Annotated in this window: 20 protein-coding genes; 9 read left to right on the top strand and 11 right to left on the bottom strand. The window is 48.6% G+C overall.

The window, feature by feature from the left end; genetic code table 11:
- Nucleotides 1-170 precede the first annotated feature (170 nt).
- Both alsS and budA read right to left on the bottom strand, forming a co-directional pair.
- Nucleotides 171-1,868, bottom strand: coding sequence for an acetolactate synthase AlsS (gene alsS, locus VIC_RS06035; RefSeq protein WP_039951513.1), 1,698 nt, complete (start codon nucleotides 1,866-1,868; stop codon nucleotides 171-173).
- A gap of 24 nt (nucleotides 1,869-1,892) precedes the next feature.
- Nucleotides 1,893-2,681 carry an acetolactate decarboxylase gene (gene budA / locus VIC_RS06030; protein WP_006958490.1) on the bottom strand — a complete coding sequence of 263 codons (789 nt, stop codon included), beginning with the start codon at nucleotides 2,679-2,681 and terminating at the stop codon, nucleotides 1,893-1,895.
- Between the two features lie 108 nt (nucleotides 2,682-2,789).
- Between budA and VIC_RS06025 the strand changes: the two genes are divergently transcribed.
- The gene (locus VIC_RS06025) at nucleotides 2,790-3,686 is read left to right on the top strand and encodes a LysR family transcriptional regulator (RefSeq protein ID WP_006958489.1); all 897 of its coding nucleotides are present in this window, start codon (nucleotides 2,790-2,792) and stop codon (nucleotides 3,684-3,686) included.
- A 60-nt stretch (nucleotides 3,687-3,746) separates the two neighbouring features.
- Here VIC_RS06025 and VIC_RS06020 read toward each other — a convergent pair whose 3' ends face one another.
- A complete protein-coding gene (locus VIC_RS06020; protein WP_006958488.1) occupies nucleotides 3,747-4,631 on the bottom strand; it encodes a LysR family transcriptional regulator in 885 nt (294 codons plus the stop codon).
- A gap of 103 nt (nucleotides 4,632-4,734) precedes the next feature.
- On the opposite strand from VIC_RS06020, the gene VIC_RS06015 reads away from it, so the two are divergent.
- Nucleotides 4,735-5,472 (top strand): SDR family oxidoreductase, encoded by a 738-nt coding sequence (locus tag VIC_RS06015; protein ID WP_006958487.1) that lies wholly within the window; start codon nucleotides 4,735-4,737, stop codon nucleotides 5,470-5,472.
- Nucleotides 5,473-5,623: 151 nt separating this feature from the next.
- On the opposite strand, the gene VIC_RS06010 is transcribed toward VIC_RS06015, so the two are convergent.
- The gene (locus tag VIC_RS06010; protein ID WP_006958486.1) at nucleotides 5,624-6,586 is read right to left on the bottom strand and encodes a GlxA family transcriptional regulator; all 963 of its coding nucleotides are present in this window, start codon (nucleotides 6,584-6,586) and stop codon (nucleotides 5,624-5,626) included.
- Between the two features lie 174 nt (nucleotides 6,587-6,760).
- Here VIC_RS06010 and VIC_RS06005 point away from each other — a divergent pair, with 174 nt between their 5' ends.
- From VIC_RS06005 to VIC_RS05990, 4 genes are all read left to right on the top strand, one after another.
- The gene (locus VIC_RS06005) at nucleotides 6,761-7,477 is read left to right on the top strand and encodes a response regulator (RefSeq protein WP_006958485.1); all 717 of its coding nucleotides are present in this window, start codon (nucleotides 6,761-6,763) and stop codon (nucleotides 7,475-7,477) included.
- 19 nt (nucleotides 7,478-7,496) lie between these two features.
- Nucleotides 7,497-8,771, top strand: coding sequence for an ATP-binding protein (locus VIC_RS06000; protein ID WP_006958484.1), 1,275 nt, complete (start codon nucleotides 7,497-7,499; stop codon nucleotides 8,769-8,771).
- Nucleotides 8,772-8,942: 171 nt separating this feature from the next.
- The gene (locus VIC_RS05995; RefSeq protein WP_006958483.1) at nucleotides 8,943-10,625 is read left to right on the top strand and encodes an EAL domain-containing protein; all 1,683 of its coding nucleotides are present in this window, start codon (nucleotides 8,943-8,945) and stop codon (nucleotides 10,623-10,625) included.
- A gap of 107 nt (nucleotides 10,626-10,732) precedes the next feature.
- Nucleotides 10,733-11,512 (top strand): MipA/OmpV family protein, encoded by a 780-nt coding sequence (locus VIC_RS05990; RefSeq protein ID WP_006958482.1) that lies wholly within the window; start codon nucleotides 10,733-10,735, stop codon nucleotides 11,510-11,512.
- A 345-nt stretch (nucleotides 11,513-11,857) separates the two neighbouring features.
- On the opposite strand, the gene VIC_RS05985 is transcribed toward VIC_RS05990, so the two are convergent.
- From VIC_RS05985 to VIC_RS05965, 5 genes are all read right to left on the bottom strand, one after another.
- A complete protein-coding gene (locus VIC_RS05985) occupies nucleotides 11,858-12,283 on the bottom strand; it encodes a hypothetical protein (RefSeq protein ID WP_039951359.1) in 426 nt (141 codons plus the stop codon).
- Entirely contained in the window at nucleotides 12,280-13,737 is a 1,458-nt protein-coding gene (locus tag VIC_RS05980) for a methyl-accepting chemotaxis protein (protein WP_039951358.1), read from the bottom strand. Before VIC_RS05980 ends, VIC_RS05985 begins: the two co-directional genes overlap by 4 nt.
- Nucleotides 13,738-13,828: 91 nt before the next feature.
- Nucleotides 13,829-14,785, bottom strand: coding sequence for a GlxA family transcriptional regulator (locus VIC_RS05975; RefSeq protein WP_006958479.1), 957 nt, complete (start codon nucleotides 14,783-14,785; stop codon nucleotides 13,829-13,831).
- A gap of 378 nt (nucleotides 14,786-15,163) precedes the next feature.
- Nucleotides 15,164-15,520 carry a nuclear transport factor 2 family protein gene (locus VIC_RS05970; RefSeq protein WP_006958478.1) on the bottom strand — a complete coding sequence of 119 codons (357 nt, stop codon included), beginning with the start codon at nucleotides 15,518-15,520 and terminating at the stop codon, nucleotides 15,164-15,166.
- 24 nt (nucleotides 15,521-15,544) lie between these two features.
- On the bottom strand, nucleotides 15,545-16,447 hold the full coding sequence (locus VIC_RS05965; RefSeq protein WP_006958477.1) for a DMT family transporter: 903 nt from the start codon (nucleotides 16,445-16,447) through the stop codon (nucleotides 15,545-15,547).
- Nucleotides 16,448-16,551: 104 nt separating this feature from the next.
- Here VIC_RS05965 and VIC_RS05960 point away from each other — a divergent pair, with 104 nt between their 5' ends.
- Nucleotides 16,552-17,454, top strand: coding sequence for a LysR family transcriptional regulator (locus tag VIC_RS05960; RefSeq protein ID WP_006958476.1), 903 nt, complete (start codon nucleotides 16,552-16,554; stop codon nucleotides 17,452-17,454).
- Here VIC_RS05960 and VIC_RS05955 read toward each other — a convergent pair.
- Nucleotides 17,424-18,329, bottom strand: coding sequence for a LysR family transcriptional regulator (locus VIC_RS05955; RefSeq protein ID WP_006958475.1), 906 nt, complete (start codon nucleotides 18,327-18,329; stop codon nucleotides 17,424-17,426). The two genes, VIC_RS05960 and VIC_RS05955, sit on opposite strands and share 31 nt — an antisense overlap.
- A gap of 123 nt (nucleotides 18,330-18,452) precedes the next feature.
- Between VIC_RS05955 and VIC_RS05950 the strand changes: the two genes are divergently transcribed.
- Together VIC_RS05950 and VIC_RS05945 are read left to right on the top strand one after the other, a co-directional pair.
- The gene (locus VIC_RS05950; protein ID WP_006958474.1) at nucleotides 18,453-18,992 is read left to right on the top strand and encodes an NADPH-dependent FMN reductase; all 540 of its coding nucleotides are present in this window, start codon (nucleotides 18,453-18,455) and stop codon (nucleotides 18,990-18,992) included.
- 12 nt (nucleotides 18,993-19,004) lie between these two features.
- Nucleotides 19,005-19,628 (top strand): DsbA family oxidoreductase, encoded by a 624-nt coding sequence (locus VIC_RS05945; RefSeq protein WP_006958473.1) that lies wholly within the window; start codon nucleotides 19,005-19,007, stop codon nucleotides 19,626-19,628.
- Between the two features lie 21 nt (nucleotides 19,629-19,649).
- Here the strand turns inward: VIC_RS05945 and VIC_RS05940 are convergent, their stop codons facing one another.
- Entirely contained in the window at nucleotides 19,650-21,005 is a 1,356-nt protein-coding gene (locus VIC_RS05940) for a M4 family metallopeptidase (protein ID WP_006958472.1), read from the bottom strand.
- Between the last annotated feature and the right edge of the window lies 1 nt (nucleotide 21,006).

The following is a 21,006-nucleotide window of genomic DNA, read 5'->3' as shown; positions in this document are numbered from 1 at the left end:
TTGTGACGCGCCTTGGACAAAACTGACGCCGAGGTACCGGTCTTTTTGTGGTGCTTACCCTCAGCCTTCTCTTGTCATCATGGCCAAATCGGCGCTTTGGTATGAGGGGCGCAAAAAGCGCGAAGGACGCCATCGCAACGGCCGCCCTCCGCGAAGGGGGTAATCCATAGTCAGAGGACAGTAGCCCCTTGCTCAGCCCCTCTTTCCATCAACGCGGTGTACGGGGCCATGAGCTCAGGGTTGTGCGAATAGTCCACGGGCAGAGCTACCACCACGGGACCTGATATCGCCATCGCACGTTGCAAGATCGGCATCAGCGCTTCGGCGCACGTGACGGTAAAGGCTGTCGCGCCAAAGGCCTCAGCATAAGCCTGAATATCCAGCGGACCAAACTTGACGCACGAGCTGCGCTGGTATTTTTTCAACGCCTGCATTTCGACCATATTGTAGGCATTATCTACCCACACCAGATGCAACAGGTTACTCTCAAGACGAACAGCCGTTTCCAGTTCCATACTCGATTGCAAAAACCCACCATCGCCTGACACGGACACCACTTTTGCATGGGGGTTGAGCAAACTCGCAGTGATGGCCCAAGGCAACGCGACACCCATGGTTTGCTGACCATTAGACACCAGCATCTGTCGAGCCCGGCAGCAATTCAGGTAGCGAGCGATCCAGATATGAAAACTGCCCATGTCCAAACACAAGGTCGTGTCGGGTGTGATCAGACGTTGTAAGGCTTTCACCAACGTCAAGGGATGAATACCGCCCGCTCCCCAAGTCACGGGACACGTTTGGATCCGCTGGCGCTGCGCGGCGACGATGTCCAACACCTGTCCGGCCCGTTGGGATAAAGGAGTGACTGCGCTCACCTGCTGACTGATTTGCTCAAGACTGTGCGCCAGATCACCGACGATTTCTAAACAGGGCCGATAGTGATTTTGATAGTCAGCGGGATCAATATCGATGTGGATCAGCTCATGATACGCTGGCATCCACAATTCAGGATCGTACTCGATGGGGTTGAAACCAATTGCCACTATCATATCCGCCTCGCGCAGTAACACATCACCAGGTTGGTTGTTAAACAGCCCTACCCGACCGGCAAACCGGTGATAGTAATGCGTACTCACCGCCCCAGCCGCCTGATAAGTGCCGACAACGGGCAGTTGGGTTCGTTGAAGAAAGGAAGTCAGTGCATGGGAGACGCGCGGCACACTCGCATTTAACCCTACCAGTACCACCGCACGCTCCGCCTGGGCGATCCGCTCCGCTACGGCGCAGGCACGGTCCCGATCAAGTGTGGCTTGGGGGCGCAGCGGCGTGGGCACGATAGGCGTACGAGTGGTTCTTGCGTCGAGAACATCTTGAGGCACACTGACAAAACACGCGCCTTGACGGCCGGATTCAGCGATACGAAACGCATTGGCCAGTACTTCATTGGTGGCGTCAACATGGCTGATCTCGGCACTGAACTGTGTGATGGAGCGAAAAATACTGACCGAAGCCATGCTTTGATGCGTTTGTTTATGTTGATCGCACCGTTTGACGGCCCCTCCAATGGCGATCATCGCATCTCCTTCCGAGTTCGCCGTCGCCACACCAGTGACCAAGTTGCCGCACCCGGGACCTGACGTGACTAACGCGACACCTGCACGCCCTGTCAGACGGCCCACACACCCCGCCATAAAGGCGGCGTTGGCCTCATGACGAACGGGGATCACTGTAATGCTGGTGTCGTTTAGGGCATCGAACAATCGGTCAATTTTGGCGCCGGGGAGGCCAAAGACGTATTGAACTCCTGTTGCTTCAAGTTGTTGTGCCATCAGTTGCGCGCCTGTGCGCGCTTCAAGCGGTGTGTTCATCATGACCATTCTCCTCGTGTTAACTCAACGTTCGGCGTGTTCAATGGCCGCGTGTAGGTGTTCTGGTGTCAAATTGGCGTGAAGAAAATCCGTCGTAGTCGGGGTCTCGATCACCACGCGTGACAAGGTCTCAATCTGCACCTGCCCTGACTGCAACACATAGTCCTGAACGTGTCCCCCACCCGTACGATCGTGCGTCACGAAATGTTCATGATACCCCGGTACGTTGATACCTTGCGTATAGGTAGGGTTACGGAACGCGACAATCGACCCATCCTGCCCTTCGAATGTGAACGTGGGTTGGCCTTTGATGGCATCCACCATAGGAGGATAAGGGCTCACCTGCTTGGGCACGGTCCGAGTGCGAACCTGCATAAAGCGGCCCTCGATACGAATGGCACAGTACAGGTTATCACTGGGCACCCGTGCATCGATCTCTTGATGCAGCTTCTGGCGCGACATCGGTTCCCTGACGGCGAGCTGCTGATGAGGGGTAAAACGCGTCATGACCGCAAAGGGGACACGCTGATGAGGAGGCGCCACGCAGGCGGAGCCATCCGCTCGAAGTTGGTAGATCTGCCCATCTAATGCCACCAGTTCCCCATCCAACTCGTGAAACGTGCCTAGGCCAAAATCGCCTTGTTGCAACAAAGTCCCTACCGATGTGCTGCCTTGATAGACACCTGCGATCAGCGCACTCATTAACGACGTCTGGTATATCACGCCTTCACCCCAGGTGTGTGGTGGGGTTATATTTTCCCTGCCTATCTGACTGGCCAGCGGCACCGATGATCCGTGCGTCACCTTCTCCATACCTTTGCTCCAATATGCATCAAAGTGTGTATTTAGATTGACTTTTATCCTTGATGGAATCCAATATAAAAAAGATTTATTTTGATATGAAAATTATATAGGTCTGTGATGGAGTTTCGTTATCTCAAGTATTTTGTCACTGTCGCTGAAACTCGCCATTTTACCCGTGCGGCAGAACAATTAGGGATCGCTCAGCCGCCGCTGAGCCAGCAGATCAAAAAACTGGAGCGCGAACTGGGAGTGACCTTATTTGTCCGACGGTCGCGTGGCGTCACACTCACTGAAGCTGGGCACTTATTGTTGGACGAAGCCCGGGAGATCTTGGCAAAGGTCGAGCAGTTAAGCCATACGTTGCAGCAGCGCGCACGAGGAGAACATCGGTCTCTGCGATTGGGCTTTGCGTCTTCCACTACCTGCAGTCGACGCGTCCTCGATGCTCTGCGACAGCTTCGTGAGCAGCATCCTGACCTGGTCCTACACGCCGAAGAACACAGTATGCCCGAGCTGGCGCAGCGATTGACCACGCACCAATTGGATGTCGCCGTGATGCGGCTGCCGTGCTACGCGAGTGCCACGCTGCAACACCAGAACTTATTTGATGACCCGTTTGTTGCCGTGATCCCAGCTGCACATCCGTTGTCGCTCGTCCCCATCGTCACCTTGTCCGACTTGCACCAAGAACCGGTGTTGATGTTTCCGCGAGAAACCGGCCCGGCGCTGAGTGATCAGCTTGAAGCGGCCTTTGCCGCGGCGCAAGTGGGGATCGATCGTGCCTACACCGCTCCTCAATTGCGGACGGCAATCACCATGGCCCAAGCAGGCCTTGGCATTGCCATTGCGCCCGCTTCTCTGACCGAACGCTTAGACGACTCAGTTTGTATTCGTCCTTTGCAAGGCCACGGCCTACTCAGTCACGTGGCGCTCGTATGGGCACCAGACCATCAACACCCCGGCCTAAGGCGCTATCTCTCGAGCATGGCTCATACGTCCTCCGTTGGGGCTTGATGATCCACCGTGTCACCGCCGCAGACCACACAGTGCACAGCCGCTCGTTATCAATCTTTTTTAAAACTCCAGCGTCTGTTGGAGCCACTCGATGAACACCCGCACGCGTGAAGACGCCTGACGATGGGGCGGGAACAACACCCAAACAGGAGAGGGCTCAGGCGGATACGCCTCGAGTAACGCCACCAGTTCCCCCTGTGATAAGGCGTTCGCCACGTGATAGCGAGGCACTTGAATGATCCCCAGATCGCGCTTGGCCGCCTCCACGAGAGACTCGGCCGAATTGACCCACAGTGACGCGGCTAAGTGCTGTGTGGTCACTTTGCGGTTCACCTGAAACTCAAGGGGCATCGCCACCGACTGACCGGATGCGCAATACCCCACCATCTGGTGATCCTTGAGCGCATTCAACGATCTCGGGGTACCCAACTTTGCCAGGTAGGCTGGCGAAGCAACGGTCACCTCTTCGAGCAGGCCAATCTGGCGCGCCACCACATCATCTTGCTGCAAGTGGCCAATACGCACCACACAGTCAATGCCTTCTCTGAGTGGATCCACTCGTCGGTCTGCTTCGCTCAGAAACAGGTTAATACCGGGATAGCGTTGTAAAAACGCCCCAAGCCTTGGCAAAATAAAATGCCGACTGAAAGAGCCGTGGGCATCGACTCGCAACGCCCCTTTGGGATTTTCATCTTGAAACGCAGACTCAGCGTCATCGATATCACGTAGAATTTGGACGCAGCGCGCATAGAAATTGTCCCCATCTAAGGTCGGGCTCACATGACGGGTGGTGCGTTCAAGCAGCCGTACTCCCAGTCGGGTCTCCCACTTCTTGACGGCGTCCGTGACGGTCGATCGTGGCAACCCCAAATCCGTTGCGGCCAAAGTAAAGCTTCGCCGTTCCAAAACGCGGGTGAACACCCGCATGGCATCAATTCTGTCCATGATTATTCGTATTCTCCGAACACAGATAACAATTTATACCCCATTATCCGATTAATTCTCAATGGTAGAGTGCACGTACTGTTTTCAACAACGGAGCTCAATCATGACTCAGCCCACTTCTCTTGCTCTCATCACTGGTGCCTCTGGTGGCATTGGTACCGCGATTGCTCAGCGCCTGTCCAAGGACGGGGTGGCCGTTATCCTTAACTACGCTACCAATAAGACCGCTGCAGAGGAGGTCGCACAAGAAATCCAATTTAACGGCGGACACGCCTTCCTGCATCAAGCGGATGTCTCCGATCCCCATGCCATGGCCCAGATGTTTGATGACATCGAACAACAACATGGGCCGATCGACATTTTGGTCAACAGCGCAGGGATCATGCACCTCGCTCCGTTAGCGGAAGTCGATGACGAAGCGCTCAGCCGGCAGATCGCCATCAACTTGAACGGAACCGTCTATGGGTTGAGAGAGGCGGCCAAACGCATGCCTTCTGGCGGGCGCATTATCAACCTGTCTACGTCGGTGGTGGGATTAAATCTGGGAGGGTATGGCGTGTATGCCGCGACGAAAGCGGCCGTAGAGAGCCTGACACGCATCGGCGCCAACGAGTTCAGAGGTCGGTCGGTGACCGTCAATGCGATCGCACCTGGGCCTACTGCCACAGAGCTGTTTTTGAAAGGCAAATCCGAGGCGCAGATTGCACGGTTGGCCAACATGGCCCCGATGGAGCGTCTTGGTACCCCAGAAGACATCGCCTCGATCGTGGCTTTCCTCTGTGGCCCTGAAGGCCAATGGGTCAATGGCCAGGTCCTGCGAGTCAACGGCGGTTTAGTTTGACGAAGTTTACGTAGTTGAGCTAATTGACTTTTGGACAATCATATTTATTGGATGACTATTGTATTACCTCCGTCGAGTTAACACTACGCACACGTATTCGTCACTCCAAGCAATAGCCTCCCAAGCATTTGGGGACGTGTATCGTTAGACTCTATGCCGCAGGAGCTTGCTTATATTCGCTGGGTAAGCGTCCTGCGTATTTTATGAAAGCGCGCTTCATGTTTTCAGCTCTTGAGTAACCGCAAGAAGACGCGATATAGCTCAGAGAATGATCTGACTGCTCTACCAAGCTCACCGCCACATTGAAACGCTCTTGGTCGATCAATTTTTTTGGGGATTGACCGAACTTTTGATGACAATGGCGCGTGAAATTCCGGGGACTCATTGCCATATGGTTTGCTAATACATCGACCGTCAAGGCTCGTGAGATATTTTGTCTGATCCAAGGGATCAATTGCTGCCATCGTTCCTCGCTGCTAGAAGTTTGAATCTGCATTTGAAGCGGCAATTGTTGTTCCTTTTCTCGACGAACCCCAGGCATCACCATTTTTTTTGAAACAACATTGAATAGCTTCCGGCTACCAAAAAGATTCAAGAGGTGCAGACTCATATCGATGGCTGTGGAACTGCCTGCACATGACCAAATGGGCCCGGTAGCGTAATAAGAGATATCATGTTTTACATGCACGTTTTCGTATTGGCTTTCTAAGTTTTTGGTAAAACGCCAGTGAGTCGTCGCCGTCAACTGTTCATTGATTAGGGCTGCGGCGACCGAAAAGATGCCCGTATAGGAGGTACAAATCAGTACTCCCTGTCGAAACCTTTGTTGAATGAAAAGCTCCAATTTCGGCTCTACCTGCGCCAGATGGTCCTCACTACCGACGACCCAAACAATGTCGTTCTCGAATACTTCGACCGTATCTAACGCCACGGTATCAAACGCAATTCCCGAGCGTGAAGTTATCTTACCCCCATTTGCACTGCAGATGATCATTCCAAATTGCGACAAGTTTTCTGGCATCACTTGGTTAGCAATGGAAAATACATCGATAGGTCCTGCTAAATCCAATAAATTAAAATTTTCTTCACAAAAAAATATCAGTTTCTTAGCCATACATCACTTTAGTAAATATCAATACCACAGATTCGACGGTGTATGTTATTAACAATAAAATTGATAGTATTAATTAGTGTGGACGTTTTCATTCACAAATATGTTATCATATGTAATATTAGTACGTGATATGTATCACAAGTTATTTATGTCTATATTTAGGTGAGCGTTTATATGAAAACTAATATACTTGTCGTTGAAGACCATATTAAATACGCGCAGCAAATCACTCGTTTTTTAATGACCCACCACTATCATGTCGACGTCATCAATAATGGTAAGGAAGCCTTATCCGTAATTAACCACCAGCAGCCGGATATTGTTTTACTGGATATAGTCTTACCTGGAATGAGTGGTTTCGAAGTCTGTCGCTCCATCCGCCCTACATTCACAGGTAAAATTTTGGTACTAACGGGTTGCGACGAAGACTTTGATCAGATAGCAGGACTCGAATTGGGGGCTGACGGATATCTTGTGAAACCGATCAAGCCGCAGGTTCTTTTGGCTCATATCCGCCTACTCGAACGGCAGCTTGGGGCGCAGAAAACTACCCAGAGCTACTTGTCATTCAAACATCACAATGTACTCACTGTGAATCAACTGACTATCAACCTAGATGCCAAATCGGTCAGTTACCGAAATACCTTGCATAGCCTTCGCCCAGCGGAATACGAGGTCCTTGTTGTTCTGGCAAAACATGCCGATCAGACAGTCACTCGCGAGCATATTATTCAAGCGCTTAGAGGTATTGACTACAATGGACTCGACCGTTCCGTGGACGTCAAAGTAGCAGCTCTACGTAAACAGTTTCGCGACCAAGGAAATGAGCCAGAAAAAATTGTGACACACAGGAATAGAGGCTATCGATTGATCACCAGTGCCTGGACGTAAATAAGACTCTCACCCTACTATGTTTAAATTGTTTTTCCCTATATATTTGTGTATTTTCTCGACTTGGCTCTCCAGTGGGTTATTGCTCAAAGAAGCCGTCATCACGCTATTCCCTGAATCCGTTGCCAGTGACATTCGGCACGATTTTTCCGGGGGCATGGCCATGGCAGAACAGTTGCTGCTTCAAACGCCTGAAGCAGATTGGGGCTCACTTCTGAACACTATTTCCTCGCCGAACATACCAGTAAAGATCGTCACTCCACAGGCACTGACTGCGAGCCAGAAAATGGCCTGGTTAAATGGCGAGCTCGTCGTCACTGATGTCGAACACGCCATCATCATCAAACGACTGCTTTCTGATGGTCGAACTCTTCAATTTGGCCCCGTCAGCACACACCAAACGCTGGTTTTTCATCAGTACATTTCTGCGATCGGGCTGACCGGATTATTCGCTGTGGGAGTTGTAATCTGGACATGGTCACTGCAACGAAAACTACAGCACTTCAAGCAGGCCCTAGAAACTTTCTCAAGTGGAAAGTTAAGTGCTAGAGCATCAACAAGAGATGGATTACGACTCGGAACACTCAATGCCCACTTTAATACCATGGCATCACGTCTAGAAGATGCCATTACAACGAATCAGCGCTTAGCAATAGGCGTATCACACGAACTGAGAGCCCCCCTAGCTCGTATTCAATTTGAGCTAGAACACGCCCGTAAACCAGTCACGGACAGCGATTGTAGCCAGTCACTCATCAGCATTGAAGACGATTTTAAAGAACTCGAGGCCTTAGTGGATGAGTCTCTCCTCTACGCTAAACATATGACTTACGATACTCACGAGCCCACAGAGTTTCTCACTTCCACTTTCCTACACCAGTGGTTGGACAATTTCAAACCTTTGCCTCAAGTCCGGACTATTCCGATTTTTCGCCAGTCATCAGGCTTGGAAACAGAGTTCCTTATTGATGGGCATCTGTTAGCTCGGGCGTTGGATAACTTACTCCACAACGCGCTTAGACATGCCCACAGCTACGTTGAAGTCTCGTGGTCCCTCTCCTCTGCTCATTTATCTATTTCGGTTCGAGATGATGGTCCAGGCATCGCCAAACCGATACGAGAGCAGATTTTTCAACCCTTCTTCCGTGCCCCAAAAAGTGGTCTTCAACCCGGGTATGGGCTTGGACTGTACATCGCTCAAGGGATAATCGAACGGCATGGGTGGCAGATAGAGGCGAACAATCATCAACACGGCGGCGCTGTATTTACCATTGGTTTCACCAACACTTTGTAGATTAAACCGATGATTACAACGGCAGTGTAAAGCGCCTTTCCTGACAACAAACGCGCATTTTCGGCCAGCTATAAGAGGTGAGGTAGCATTGTCGAAGGCGATGTGCTGAAGTGATATCGTCGGCAGAAGGCTCACTCACAATACAATCGTCGACGCAAACTTGGATGACACATGAGCAAAGAATCGCGCGACGTATACAGCAACACTAATCTATGCCAGATTTTCAACACGACCAAAGAAGGCCTGTGGTCCATGTCTGGCGACAACGAACTCTCGTTTTTCAATCATACGTTCTATCAACAATTCTCTCTACCCTTTGGCCGAGTAACGCTGGCACATTGGAAATCACTGATCCACCCTGCCGATCTTCAACACTTCTCTCGTACATTGGACGAACAAATTCAATACGGTTTCGACAAGATCACGGTGCATTATCGCGTTCAAAATCGTCAGCAACGTTTTGTTTGGATTGAGGCCACTAGTTTGGTCGTCTATGAAGCCGACGGGGAACACTATTTAGTCGGTAACCATCGCGATGTCTCCGAAAAAATGTGGGTTGAAGATTACCTGACTCACGCTGCCTACCACGATGAAGAAACTGGAGTATACAATCGGCGTAAGTTATTGGATGACAGTGACTTTGACGTCAACGCCCATACCGTTTTTGCCCTTCGCATACCTAAAATGGGCGAACTTATCCGTCGCTGGGGCCATCATATCGTCTCGGAAATCGCTTACGATCTTATCTCAAGACTCAAGGACACCTTCGGTCATGCACCCTATCGAATCTACCGCTGTACTCTCGATATGTTTGTCGTACGCGCCGCGGGAGACTACTCTCGAAGTAAACTAGAAAATATTACCTCGAAGTTGCTTGCGTCATACTTTGTCAAAGACCATGAACAGAAATGGCTAACTTCTCAGGACATTGCTATCGGCATTATGACTTCGAACATCAAGATGGCACCAGATAGGCTACTCGATACCTTGAGTAAACTCTGTGAGCACGCCCAGTCACTTCCGGTCGACCGTGTCGCACTGTATACCGGAAAAATTCAAACGAATATTGAACGCTATTTTGTCATTCGGGCCACATTGCCTCAAGCCATCCAGACTCAAGCCATATCATTCCAAGTTCAACCAATATTCAGTCTTGAAACGACTCAGGTCACTGGCTATGAAGTCTTCGCCCGTTGGGTTCACCCTGAGCTGGGCTTGCTCGAACCAGACGAATTTGTCATCGTCGCTGAACAATTAGGCCTCATACAGTCATTAGGATACTCTATTTTCCAGCAAGCCTGCCGATACTTTTCTACATTGGAAGTACATCATTTTGAACTATTCTCTGTCCATTTGAACATCTCTATCCTTGAGTTGCTCAACCCACAGTTTGCGCTCCTGCTCAGGCATACAGTAGAGCGGTTTAATCTCCAGCCCCACTATATTGTTCTGGAGTTATCAGAACTTCAGTTGGAGGATTTTGATACTCAAATCCTCCATCAGTTGAGCCAACTGCACCGCCACGGATTCCGCTTAGCAATTGACCAATTTGGCACCAGTTTGCAATCATTAACCCACCTTATTAAACTCCCCGTATCACTCATCAAAATCGCACCAGGGTTGGTGGCAAGTGCCCAGCACGATCCAAGGTGTTATCAGACACTGCAGATTTTGATTGAGTTCAGCGTCGATCGAGACATTGAGGTTATCGCAGTTGGTATTGAAAACGCCGAAGACAAAACATTGATTCAAAAACTTGGAGTGCATCTCTATCAAGGGTTCCTCTCCTATCCGCCAGTGGAACCGAACTCGTTTCTCCCTAAGCCTCCCCACTCAGCAAACCCTCCAGCCTAAAGGTGGTCAAACTGTTCTGTCCTTTTTTGCACGACATTGGGCCAAAACAGGCAACAAAAACAACGTAGCATGAGTCCCCGCATCTTCATGAACCAAGGGAATTAACGATGATGAATTACACTCCAATCATACTAAGCGGTTGCGCTTTGCTGGTGAGTGCATCGAGCCATGCAACTGTGCACATCAAGCATGGCAACGTGTATACGAACGAGAATACGTGGCTCATAGGAGCGGGACTGTCTTTTGGCCAAGAATTGTATCGTGGCACTGAGAATGAATGGATACCTGAGGTAGATATTGGATATCTTGGCAACGATTTCTCTTTAACTTCGTCGGGTTTAGGCTATCGATTCCTCGGTAGCGACACCAGTCCTATTAACCTAAGTGTCAAAGTCAATCTAAGCCACAGTGGTTATGAGGCTGACGACTCTGAATTTCTTAAAGGAATGCAAGAACGAGAAGCTACTTATGATGCGAGCTTGGTGAGCGACTTTTACACACCTTGGGGCGTGTCTTCCGCCTACATTGCTCACGACATTATGGGCCGATATAAATCTTATAATCTAGGACTCACTCAGTTCTTTCCGATCGATATGGGTAAAATTACATTCACTCCATCCATGAGCCTTCATTATTTTTCTAAAAAGTTTACTCAATATTATTTTGGGATAGAGAGTAATGAGGAAAATATTAGTCGCCCCCGTTATTCCACAGACAGTGAAATTGCCGTAGATTTTTCTTATTATTTTTCTTATGAGTTTTCCTCAAAGTGGCAAATAATCAATTCCACCTCTTGGGTATTATATGGCAATGAGATTAAAAACTCCCCCATTATATCAAATGATCACCAATTTTATTCCTCTCTTTCCGCTTATTATTATTTTTAATTTAACCATAATTACTTAAAAATAAAATAGGGTAAAGAAATTACCCTATTTTATCCCCTTTCAGACATTAAAACGGAGGGGCTTAGGCCAACATATTGCTCTTCCATTTCTCTCACTGCGATTTCTACCATACTCGGTCAGTAATTCGCCACCTCAACGACCAACTTTATGCTTGAACAGCTCAGCAACCAACTCAAGCCCCTCTCGTGCCCCTTTCAAGAAGGAAGCCACCCGTTAGATTGCTGTCTAGCCATCGATATGGTCCACGCCACAAGCATCCCCGGCACCTCTCACCGCCAAGATAATGGCCCAGCGAAAGCTAGAAACGTGTCGTAAGCTTATCGTTCATGATGGGTTGCCTAGGACAGGCAAACGCATCCCAACGCGATCCTGCTCAGGAAACACGATAATGCGCATCGCTTGGTTTGAGCAATATGGGATCATGACTCGATAACGGTTCTGACCTAACGGCTCTGCTTTGATCGTGCCAAATCTCTGGTCATCCGAACTCACATACAATGTGCCTGCCTCTGGCCAGCTCGCCGAAGACTTCCAATGAAACAGAGTTTCCCGGAGTGGCGTAAATTGGCCCACTTCTAAAGTCAGAATCACATCCTCGGCGTAACATCGCCCTCCAGAAAGTTGACAGTCTTGGACGTGACTCGGTAGAGCAGCCTCTATAAATGTCTGCTTCTTAGGTAATACGTCTGGCAATCCAAACCCAAGTAAAAATGCGACGGTCGTTGAGAGCAACATTATTGCTTTACTCATTTATCCACCAATTTCTCGCTCATTGACCGAAGCAACTGCATTTGCGCTTGCAGCTCGTCGATTGATTGGCGCTGGGATTCCATGCGAGAGTTCACGCTTTGTGAGGAGGTATTGAGCGAAGCCATATTATTGTTGATTTGGCTTAAGGCGCTATTCTGTTGAGTGATCGCAGATGACACTTGGTACATCTCATCATTCACGGCTGTCACATTTCCTGAAATATCCTGATAGCCCCCAATCAATTCATCCAATGCATGACCCACTTGATCCGCTGATTGCAGCATACTGGCGACGTGACTATTGGACTTCGTCACGCTGTCGGCCAGTTGAGTCAAGGATTTCTGTATGTGATCTAAACTGGTATCAGTTCGGTTAGCAAGTTGGCGAACTTCGTCTGCCACCACTGAAAATCCGCGCCCTGCCTCCCCAGCCCGAGCGGCCTCAATCGTAGCATTCAATGCCAGCAAGTTGGTTTGGTCGGATAACGTGGCAATGGTCTCCAGTACCGCCGAAATCTGACCGGCGTCCTTTGTGACGTTCTCAATAATAACTTGAGTATCACTAGCCAAAGTCATCAGTGCATTTAAACCCAAACGACAATCCTCGGCTTTTGACATACTGTTCTGGCTGAGCTGGTGGGCTTTTCCAGTATTTTCATTACACTGCTCTGTGGACGAAGTAATCGTGTTAAATGAGGTCCCCAACTCTTCGATGGCGGTTGCCACCATTTCAGTGTTCACAGCGTGAGAAGAGAGTTCATCATTAATACTTTGGATATCTTCCCCCAAAGAGCGAGTCACACTAGACACAGAAACGACGGCGTTACTTTGCGCAGCAGCCAACTCTTTAAGACGATGAATCACTTGGTTAAACTTGACTTCAAACTCTCCGTCGTCTTTAAGTAACACATCCAAAAACAGTTTGTCATCTCTAACCATGTGCTCAATTGAAGTTTCGACATAGTCCAGTTTGTCCAAGTTTTGACGAAGAGACAAACTGCCGTAAATGGAGACAAAAGCTTGCAATGCCGCGTACAAGCAGTGTTCGATAGTCATTAAAAATGGGCTATTCGGTGGGAATATGAAAATAGGAAATTGGGCGTTAAATTGAAGGTAGTAGAACAACAAATGATGCACAGCTGCAGCAATGAGGCAATGAAACACCACTTTCCAGTCATTATAAATTGTCGTGCAAGCCAATAATATGAAGACCTCAAAGTGCAACATCGTATCACCGTAGGCTTGATGAATATGCAAGGCGACAAAACCATACAGTAAATACGGGAGTAGCGTCTTGAATCGCTCTTGATTGAGCATCAAGATGGCCGCTACCAATCCAACATTGACGAACAGGTCAAAAGTCGAATACCCATACCTGAACATGTACAGAAAAGTCAGTAGACTCAGTGGTGCGAGAATAACGTATGTCTTATCAGTAAATTTGAGTGTTTTCATTGCCGAAACTATTTGGTTAGGGGGTGGTCTATCCATAACATCAGAAAATGGCCCCCAAGAAACGACAATCACACCGCAAAAAATGACAGAGTTATGAGGATCCTCTAACCAACCGGCGCAACGCAAAGGGCGTCATCCCTTTCCCTTTTAAAAATGCTCGTTTCATGTTTTCCTCGCGACCGTACCCGCACCGATTGGCGATGTAGGACAGGGAATAGGCCGTTTCTTGTAGGAGAGAATTGGCCAATTCTATGCGAATTCTGTCGACCAGCTTCTTCGGCGTGATGTCAAATTCTTGCTTACATCGCCGCGTAAAATTTCGTGGGCTCATAGCCATAAAACTGGCCATCTTTTCGGTGTCCAAAGGCGTGGCGATATTTTCTTGGATCCAATGCAGCAGGTTCTCCCATTTCGTGTCACTGCATTCAAATTGCAACAGAAGATGGAAGCTCAACTGAGCATCGTTTTGACGGCGTCGATTGGGTAAGACCATCGCCATTGTAACTTGCTGAGCGAGACGGCGCCCACAATGTTGCTCTAACAAATGCAGCGACATATCGATGGCCGTCGAGATCCCAGCAGAGGACCAGAGCTTGCCATCATTCACAAAAGGCGCATTGGGATGCAACTCTATATTTGGGAACTTCGATCGCAACACATCAAAATAGCGCCAGTGAGTCGTAGCTTTATAAGGCATGTGCCGCAGAGCCGCGGCAAGGATAAATAATCCTGTACAAATGGTGCATACTGAACTTGCTCGATCATGCGCCTCATCAAGAAAACGCACCACCGCGGGTGACGGTAATCGCTCCACGTCGAGCCCATTGATCACAAATAGCACATCTCGTTCGTCAACGATCACGTCATTGATCGAGGATGTTTCAACTTCAACCCCTGAGTTAGACCGCAAGCGCCCCCCGAATTCACTGACATACTGCATGGTAAAGTGTTCCACTTCAGATAGAATATTGGCGATCGCAAATACATCAGCGGGTCCAGACAAGTCCAGCAGTTGAAAGTTGTCTGCACAATAAAACAGCAGTCTCATAAAAACACTTTTATCAGTAATAAGGTTATTTCAAGCATAGTATAAACTTACCAACGCAATAACAAGCCAACGCCTTGTCCGAAAATGCGTATTCATTGTCTGCACATTATCCGTTTGTAGTATTAAGCTTAATGTGTATTATCTCCTGACGGTGACTGGTCACTGCCTCCTTTGAGCTAATGCTGTGTTTTTTCCCTCAGGATCTTCGGGTCCCTTCACCGATAGGGGTTAGACATGAATACTGTGACACTTTAGTGTGAAAATGGTGGAATGCGGAGGAATAACCCTTTAGGCGATGGAGCACTGCTTTGAACTACAGGCTAATTGGTGAAGTTAAGCTGCCAAATTGGCAGCTTTTTTTTTGACAAGTAAATTACGCTAGAGCCCAGATACATCAGCAAAGATTTTATACTGGTAAATCAGGCCATCTTTTAACGTCAGAATTGTTGCAAATTTTGCGTCATACGCACTGCCATCCAAGCGGATATAATCCACTTGCCCTTCACAAACTAAAGTATCTCCCACCTCGTACATACCCGCAAAGGTATGGTTCATCGTTTGGATAGACGCGAAAAACTGCGCATTGATTGCCGTCACCGCATTCACTCCACTCACCGTCTCGGCATTGGAAAAAGTAAACATCACGTCCGGGTGAAGCAATTCCGCTAATGCGCGAGCATCTTTGTTATCTACGATTTGATAAAGGGTACGAATGAAGTCGCTATAATGAGACATAGTCTTTCTCCTATTAAAAATAACCTAAGATTTATTGAACAAGTACAAGCTAGCGCCCAATAGTAGAGTCGCAGCACACAACTCAACGGTGATCGCTTCACCGTATACAAGCACGCCCAGTAAGACCCCTGTTACCGTGACGACATTGCCTACTTGGCTGAACCCGATCCCATCTGTCACTTGTTGAAATCGAAAGGTCAATAGATAACTAAGCGAGGCGTTTACAGCCATAACGCCTAGCACCCATTCCTCCCCTGATGGAGCAAGTAAAATTGACGGATTCGCCGCTGGTAACCAAAGCCCACTTTGCAGGGCAAGCATCCCAGCCGCCAACGCAACGGGGTTGGCGTTGGCGGGAAATGCACGACTGCGATATACATTGCCAGCGCCTAACAACAAAGGCACTAACAAAGCAATTAACACACTGTATCCATCCACCTCACTCTGCATCGAAGGCGTGATCGTCACCATCATTGCAGCCAGAACTCCCACTGTGATGGCCAAAATTTTAGGCATGGTCAGCGTGCTGCGTTCAAAAGGAATCGCAAACAATAACGTGAATATGGGTGACAAAGTCACTAGGACACTAAATGTACTGGCATTAAGATTTTGAAGCGCGACACTGGACGCTAAATTGGGCAAACTCACGCCCAATAAGCCTGCGAAAAAGTAATAACGAATGTGACGAAACTCCTTGAATCGCCACTGACGCTGACTCACCAGCATCAGCATCAGTAAAGCCGCAGCGCCCACCATAGGAAAAACCGCGACATCGATCGGTTTGATCCCTTGATTAACGGCGTATTTGGATAGGGTAAAGTTAATCGCTACTAACCCACCAATACACACGACATAAAGCAGCTTCTTGAACCAAGCTGGATCATGATGTGTGATTCGCTTCTCCACCCCAGTATCGAGTGTTTTCATAGTTCGCTCTCCCTTATTGATGTGGAAAAACCAGTTTACGCTCACTGTAATGGTTAGAGAACAGAGCATATACTATTCACACTGTATCCAAAAAGGTGACAATCATGACGCATTTAGATGCAATCCCTTTTTTCCTTGAGGTAGTTAAACACGCCAGTTTTGCTCAAGCAGCACGGGAATTAGGCGTGTCTCGATCCGCCGTCAACAAACGTGTGGTTCAGTTAGAAGAGGGACTAGGTGTGCGTTTGCTGCACAGAACCACACGACAAGTGTCTCTCACAGAGGCTGGCATGAACTTCCATCAGCATGTAAATCAGGCTTACTATTGGTTGCAAAAGGCTGAGGATGCCGCCACCAGTCAACAGAGTCAGGCGATTGGAACACTTAAGATCAGTGCCCCGATGTCGTTTGGGCGGTTAGTCGTTGCCCCCATTATTCCCACTTTCCTAGAGCAATTTTCAGGCATTCAAATCGACATGACCATGAGTGACGATTATGTAGATATTGTGGCAGGCGGCTATGACTTGGCCATTCGAGGAGGGGATCTTGATGATTCCAGTTTGATCGCTAGAAAGCTCATCAAGAGTCGCAGCGTCGTATGCGCCTCCCCTCTCTATTTTGAGTCTAACGCACGTTCCGTCCCAAGCCATCCTAGAGAGCTTATTCAGCATAATGCTTTAACGTATCGACACACATCAGAGACGGCAGAATGGGTTTTCGCCCAAGGGCACGAAATTGAGAGCATCTCTGTAACCGGTAATTACCGAGTCAATAACAGCGAAGCCTTATTGTCGGCCACAACTCAAGGGCTTGGTATTGCGAGACTGCCCGATTTCATAGCCAGACCATACCTTCATTCGGGAGAGTTATTGCAATTACTCCCACAGTATGTAATGCCAGAAAAAAGCATCTATGCTCTCTTCCCGGAGCGCGACCATATGCCTATCAAATTGCGAGTATTTCTCGACTTTTTGACTCAGAAGCTAGCTTCAAGCGCCATCTCTTGAGATAAAAAACGGATCAGTTCGGCCACCATTAGGGAATGCTCTTTGTGCTGCGGATAGACAGCATACACATCGTGATTGGGGATTCGCCAATCGGTCAAAATAGGTTGGAGCACACCGCGAGTAAGTTCTTCTTCCACCATTATCTTGGGCGCCAGCATCACACCTAACCCTTCAACGCAAGCTTGCTTAAGCGCTAGGGTGTTATTGGTTTGCATTCGAATCTGATGAATGGCGATCTGACACTCTTCAGCCTCTGAATAAAATAACCAGTTTGTTGGCGAGGTAGACAAGCTGTAAATCAAGCAATCATGATGGCTAAGGTCCGAGGGATGATTAAGAGGAAGATCAATATCGGCCAAATAACAAGGGGCAGCACATAATACTCTTGGGAGAGTATCAAGTTTACGCGCATGCAGCGTCGAATCTTTAAGATGCCCACTGCCACGAATAGCGACATCAATACCTCCAGTGACAAGATCAATTTGCTCATCTGAAAGAAGAACATTGAGCAGTAGGTCTGGATACTGCTTGGCAAACTGACACAATTTGGGTTGAATGGACACCAAACCCAGCGACATCGGAATGCTGACAGTGAGAGTCCCTTGCATTCTGCTTGAAGCGGCCATCGCCTGTTGATCGGCCATCGCCCACATATCCAGCAATTGGCAAACCTGGCGATAGTACTCCTCACCAGTCGGTGTCACGCGCATAGTGCGTGTAGTGCGCGTAATGAGTGCAACCCCAAGAAATCCCTCTAGCTCAGCAATGTTCTTACTCACCGCAGATCGAGACAAGCCAAGGTCGTCTGCCGCGAGGTGAAAACTGTCCAATTCAACCACTCGCTTGAACACGTTGGCCGCCACCAATTTATCCACTGTATTTCCTCCTCCAAAAAATTATTTACTGATAGTGAATTATATAGTCACAAAAAGGAACTTTATCATCCTACAGTAAACATTATAGTGAATCACGGATGATTCATTTAACAGGAGAATATAATGAAAAAGATCCTCGCAATTTCGGGAAGCAACCACCAAGGCTCTATCAACACCAAGTTGTTAAAGCAAACGGTGTCGCATTTTCAATCTCACACCACGACCTTACTGGATTTGATAGAGTACCCTTTACCCATCTACAGTCAGGACATTGAATCCAATGGTATTCCTGACAATGTACAATTACTCTGGGATATTTTCTCTGAGCACGATGCACTGGTGATCGCCGTCCCAGAACATAATGGCTTTATGCCTGCTTTTCTGAAGAATGTTATCGACTGGTTATCTCGTTTATCGACGACAGAAACCGGCTTTTTTGGTACTCACAATATTCCCGTTCTGTTGCTCAGTACGTCACCAGGGGCAAACGGCGGAGCTACTAGCCTGCAGACTTTGCATAGTCTAATGCCGTGGTGGGGAGCTGAAGTCAAAGCTACGTTTAGTCTTGGCTGCTTTGGGACCCATTACATCGAAGGCCAATTCACTTCGGACACGGACCTTACGTTAAAACGTTTGGCGACCGAATTTGAAGGCATGCTTTAAGAGGAGCCGACCATGACCATTCATATCGAGTTCTTTCATGATGTGGTATGTGGTTGGTGCTACATCCAATCATCAGTGCTTCGACAACTAGAGAAAAAATACCCTCTGAAGATAACGCACCGTAGCTACGTGCTTCAGCGAACACCGCAGGACATGGCTGAGCGTTTCGGTTCTTTGGCGCAAGCAAAACAAGAGATCCTAGCGCATTGGGCCTCGTGTGAACGGTTTGAGGGCTCAACTGATCGATTCAATATTGAGGCGATGGCAAAGGCGTCGTTTAGCTATCCGAGCGGTTTGCTCGCAGCGCAGGCAACCCAAGCCGCGGAGCAGTTGGCAGGCGAAAACGGTCATTGGGACATGTTTGATGCTTTACAACGAGCTCACCTCCAACGAGCGGAAAACATCGCTGATATTGATGTGCTACTCAATATCGCTCGAACGCTTGGTTATGATACGGATGCCTTTCTCGAAGTCATGTATGCCCCAACAACCTTTGCCCGTTTGGACACCGATCGTCAGCGCGCACAAGCACTAGATATTCGATCGATTCCTACTTTCATCGTTAACGGGCAAGAGCTGTTTCGTCAAACGACTCGCTATGATGACTTAGATCGCTTTTTCACCTCACTCCTCTAATGTACTCAGCCATGCCGCTGCTTATAACAGCGGCATGTTGACTGCGTCAAAAGCTTCATAAACATCAGACGTCGGATACCCTAATTGACCAGCGGATGACACGATGCACCGTGCCCCGTCAATCAATGTCGACTCAGCTGTCCAGCACCGAGTAGCATCAATATAAACCTGATATGTCGATTCTACCCCCCACTTCTGCGACAGTAGATAAAATGGGTAGGTGATCAATCCTATTCTCAAGTACGGATTGTTGCCCGCAGTGGCGTAATCCAGATAGCTTGACACTGCGGCGGATTCGGTTTGAATTTGGTTCAATTTACGAATTGAGCCGTCGGTTTCTTCACCATGCCACCAAAGGTTGGTAGTCGGATCAAGCCAGTGCTTAGCCATTACGCCTGATAGATCACTGAACGCTTCCGATAGAGTTTGCGCATCTAGACCTAACGGTGTGGTGTAAGACATCGAGGATAGGCGCAGCAGCACCCCATGGGCGACTTCGTGCGCGATAATATCTAGGGACGCCGTCGAGTATTGAAATGGATAGGCATCAGAAAAGTTAGCATAAGCTCCATCCCAAAACGCCCGGACTGACGAACGGGGACCGTAATGTACCCGCAAGCGGATTTGATGATCTAACGGTGGTTCTCCAAGATAATGGACAAACATGTTGTGCACTATCGTTCCATAATACAGAGCATCATTTAACGCCGAGTATGTCCAAATACCCCCACTGTCACTGATACTCTTTTGAGCATGGTATGTCGACGCCGAACAGTCAAAATTATAGGGCTGATAGGTATCATCGTCTATGCGATTTGCCGCCATAGGCGAACTTTGTGGGTCGGTGGTATTCTGCATGTCAATCACTGCAACTATGCCATTGTTAAGGTAACAATGATTGCCCCTGCGAGTAACACGCAACGAAGGACGCTCAATACCATAGAGCCAAGCCTGCTTGGCGTTGCCTCCTGGCCCCTGAACCTCAATCTCGCCGGACGCATCGAAAAATCGAACTGCTTGCTGCACGTTGATAAACTGTTCGCTCTCCAACTTCACTAACAAACGGTCGACAAGAGCTGTATTCAACGAAGACTCTGGAATTGAAATCGTAGTCGGTAAACTCGTGATGGTTTGCTCCACTATGTCTTGACTACCAAGTGATACTGTTAAAGTGGCAGGTCCGTTGAGCAAAAGGGGCTCGCGACGCGTTTGTCGAATTTCCAGATCTCCCGAAATGACTTGTTTATGGTTCTGGGTATCCACAAACGCCATGATTAATGTTGGCAACGTCTGAAGATGCATGTCGGTACTCGAGGAGCCCCCACCACCGCAGGACGTCAGCCCTGCCAATGCTAGGCCCACTGTTGATTTACGCAAT

The sequence above is a fragment of the Vibrio coralliilyticus ATCC BAA-450 genome, assembly GCF_000176135.1.
GTDB lineage: Bacteria > Pseudomonadota > Gammaproteobacteria > Enterobacterales > Vibrionaceae > Vibrio > Vibrio coralliilyticus.
The sequence above is the reverse complement of the archived record's forward strand: the minus strand, read 5'-3'. Positions and strand labels throughout refer to the sequence as shown.

Excerpts from the sequence above, each read along its gene's own strand:
- VIC_RS05965 (WP_006958477.1), bottom strand. The coding sequence starts at position 16,447 with ATGAAAACACTCGATACTGGGGTGGAGAAGCGAATCACACATCATGAT.
- VIC_RS05995 (WP_006958483.1), top strand. The coding sequence starts at position 8,943 with ATGAGCAAAGAATCGCGCGACGTATACAGCAACACTAATCTATGCCAG.
- budA (WP_006958490.1), bottom strand. The coding sequence starts at position 2,681 with ATGGAGAAGGTGACGCACGGATCATCGGTGCCGCTGGCCAGTCAGATA.
- VIC_RS06010 (WP_006958486.1), bottom strand. The coding sequence starts at position 6,586 with ATGGCTAAGAAACTGATATTTTTTTGTGAAGAAAATTTTAATTTATTG.
- VIC_RS05970 (WP_006958478.1), bottom strand. The coding sequence starts at position 15,520 with ATGTCTCATTATAGCGACTTCATTCGTACCCTTTATCAAATCGTAGAT.
- VIC_RS05985 (WP_039951359.1), bottom strand. The coding sequence starts at position 12,283 with ATGAGTAAAGCAATAATGTTGCTCTCAACGACCGTCGCATTTTTACTT.
- alsS (WP_039951513.1), bottom strand. The coding sequence starts at position 1,868 with ATGAACACACCGCTTGAAGCGCGCACAGGCGCGCAACTGATGGCACAA.
- VIC_RS06015 (WP_006958487.1), top strand. The coding sequence starts at position 4,735 with ATGACTCAGCCCACTTCTCTTGCTCTCATCACTGGTGCCTCTGGTGGC.
- VIC_RS05960 (WP_006958476.1), top strand. The coding sequence starts at position 16,552 with ATGACGCATTTAGATGCAATCCCTTTTTTCCTTGAGGTAGTTAAACAC.
- VIC_RS05990 (WP_006958482.1), top strand. The coding sequence starts at position 10,733 with ATGATGAATTACACTCCAATCATACTAAGCGGTTGCGCTTTGCTGGTG.
- VIC_RS05945 (WP_006958473.1), top strand. The coding sequence starts at position 19,005 with ATGACCATTCATATCGAGTTCTTTCATGATGTGGTATGTGGTTGGTGC.
- VIC_RS06000 (WP_006958484.1), top strand. The coding sequence starts at position 7,497 with ATGTTTAAATTGTTTTTCCCTATATATTTGTGTATTTTCTCGACTTGG.
- VIC_RS05975 (WP_006958479.1), bottom strand. The coding sequence starts at position 14,785 with ATGAGACTGCTGTTTTATTGTGCAGACAACTTTCAACTGCTGGACTTG.
- VIC_RS06020 (WP_006958488.1), bottom strand. The coding sequence starts at position 4,631 with ATGGACAGAATTGATGCCATGCGGGTGTTCACCCGCGTTTTGGAACGG.
- VIC_RS05950 (WP_006958474.1), top strand. The coding sequence starts at position 18,453 with ATGAAAAAGATCCTCGCAATTTCGGGAAGCAACCACCAAGGCTCTATC.
- VIC_RS06005 (WP_006958485.1), top strand. The coding sequence starts at position 6,761 with ATGAAAACTAATATACTTGTCGTTGAAGACCATATTAAATACGCGCAG.
- VIC_RS05980 (WP_039951358.1), bottom strand. The coding sequence starts at position 13,737 with ATGAAAACACTCAAATTTACTGATAAGACATACGTTATTCTCGCACCA.
- VIC_RS06025 (WP_006958489.1), top strand. The coding sequence starts at position 2,790 with ATGGAGTTTCGTTATCTCAAGTATTTTGTCACTGTCGCTGAAACTCGC.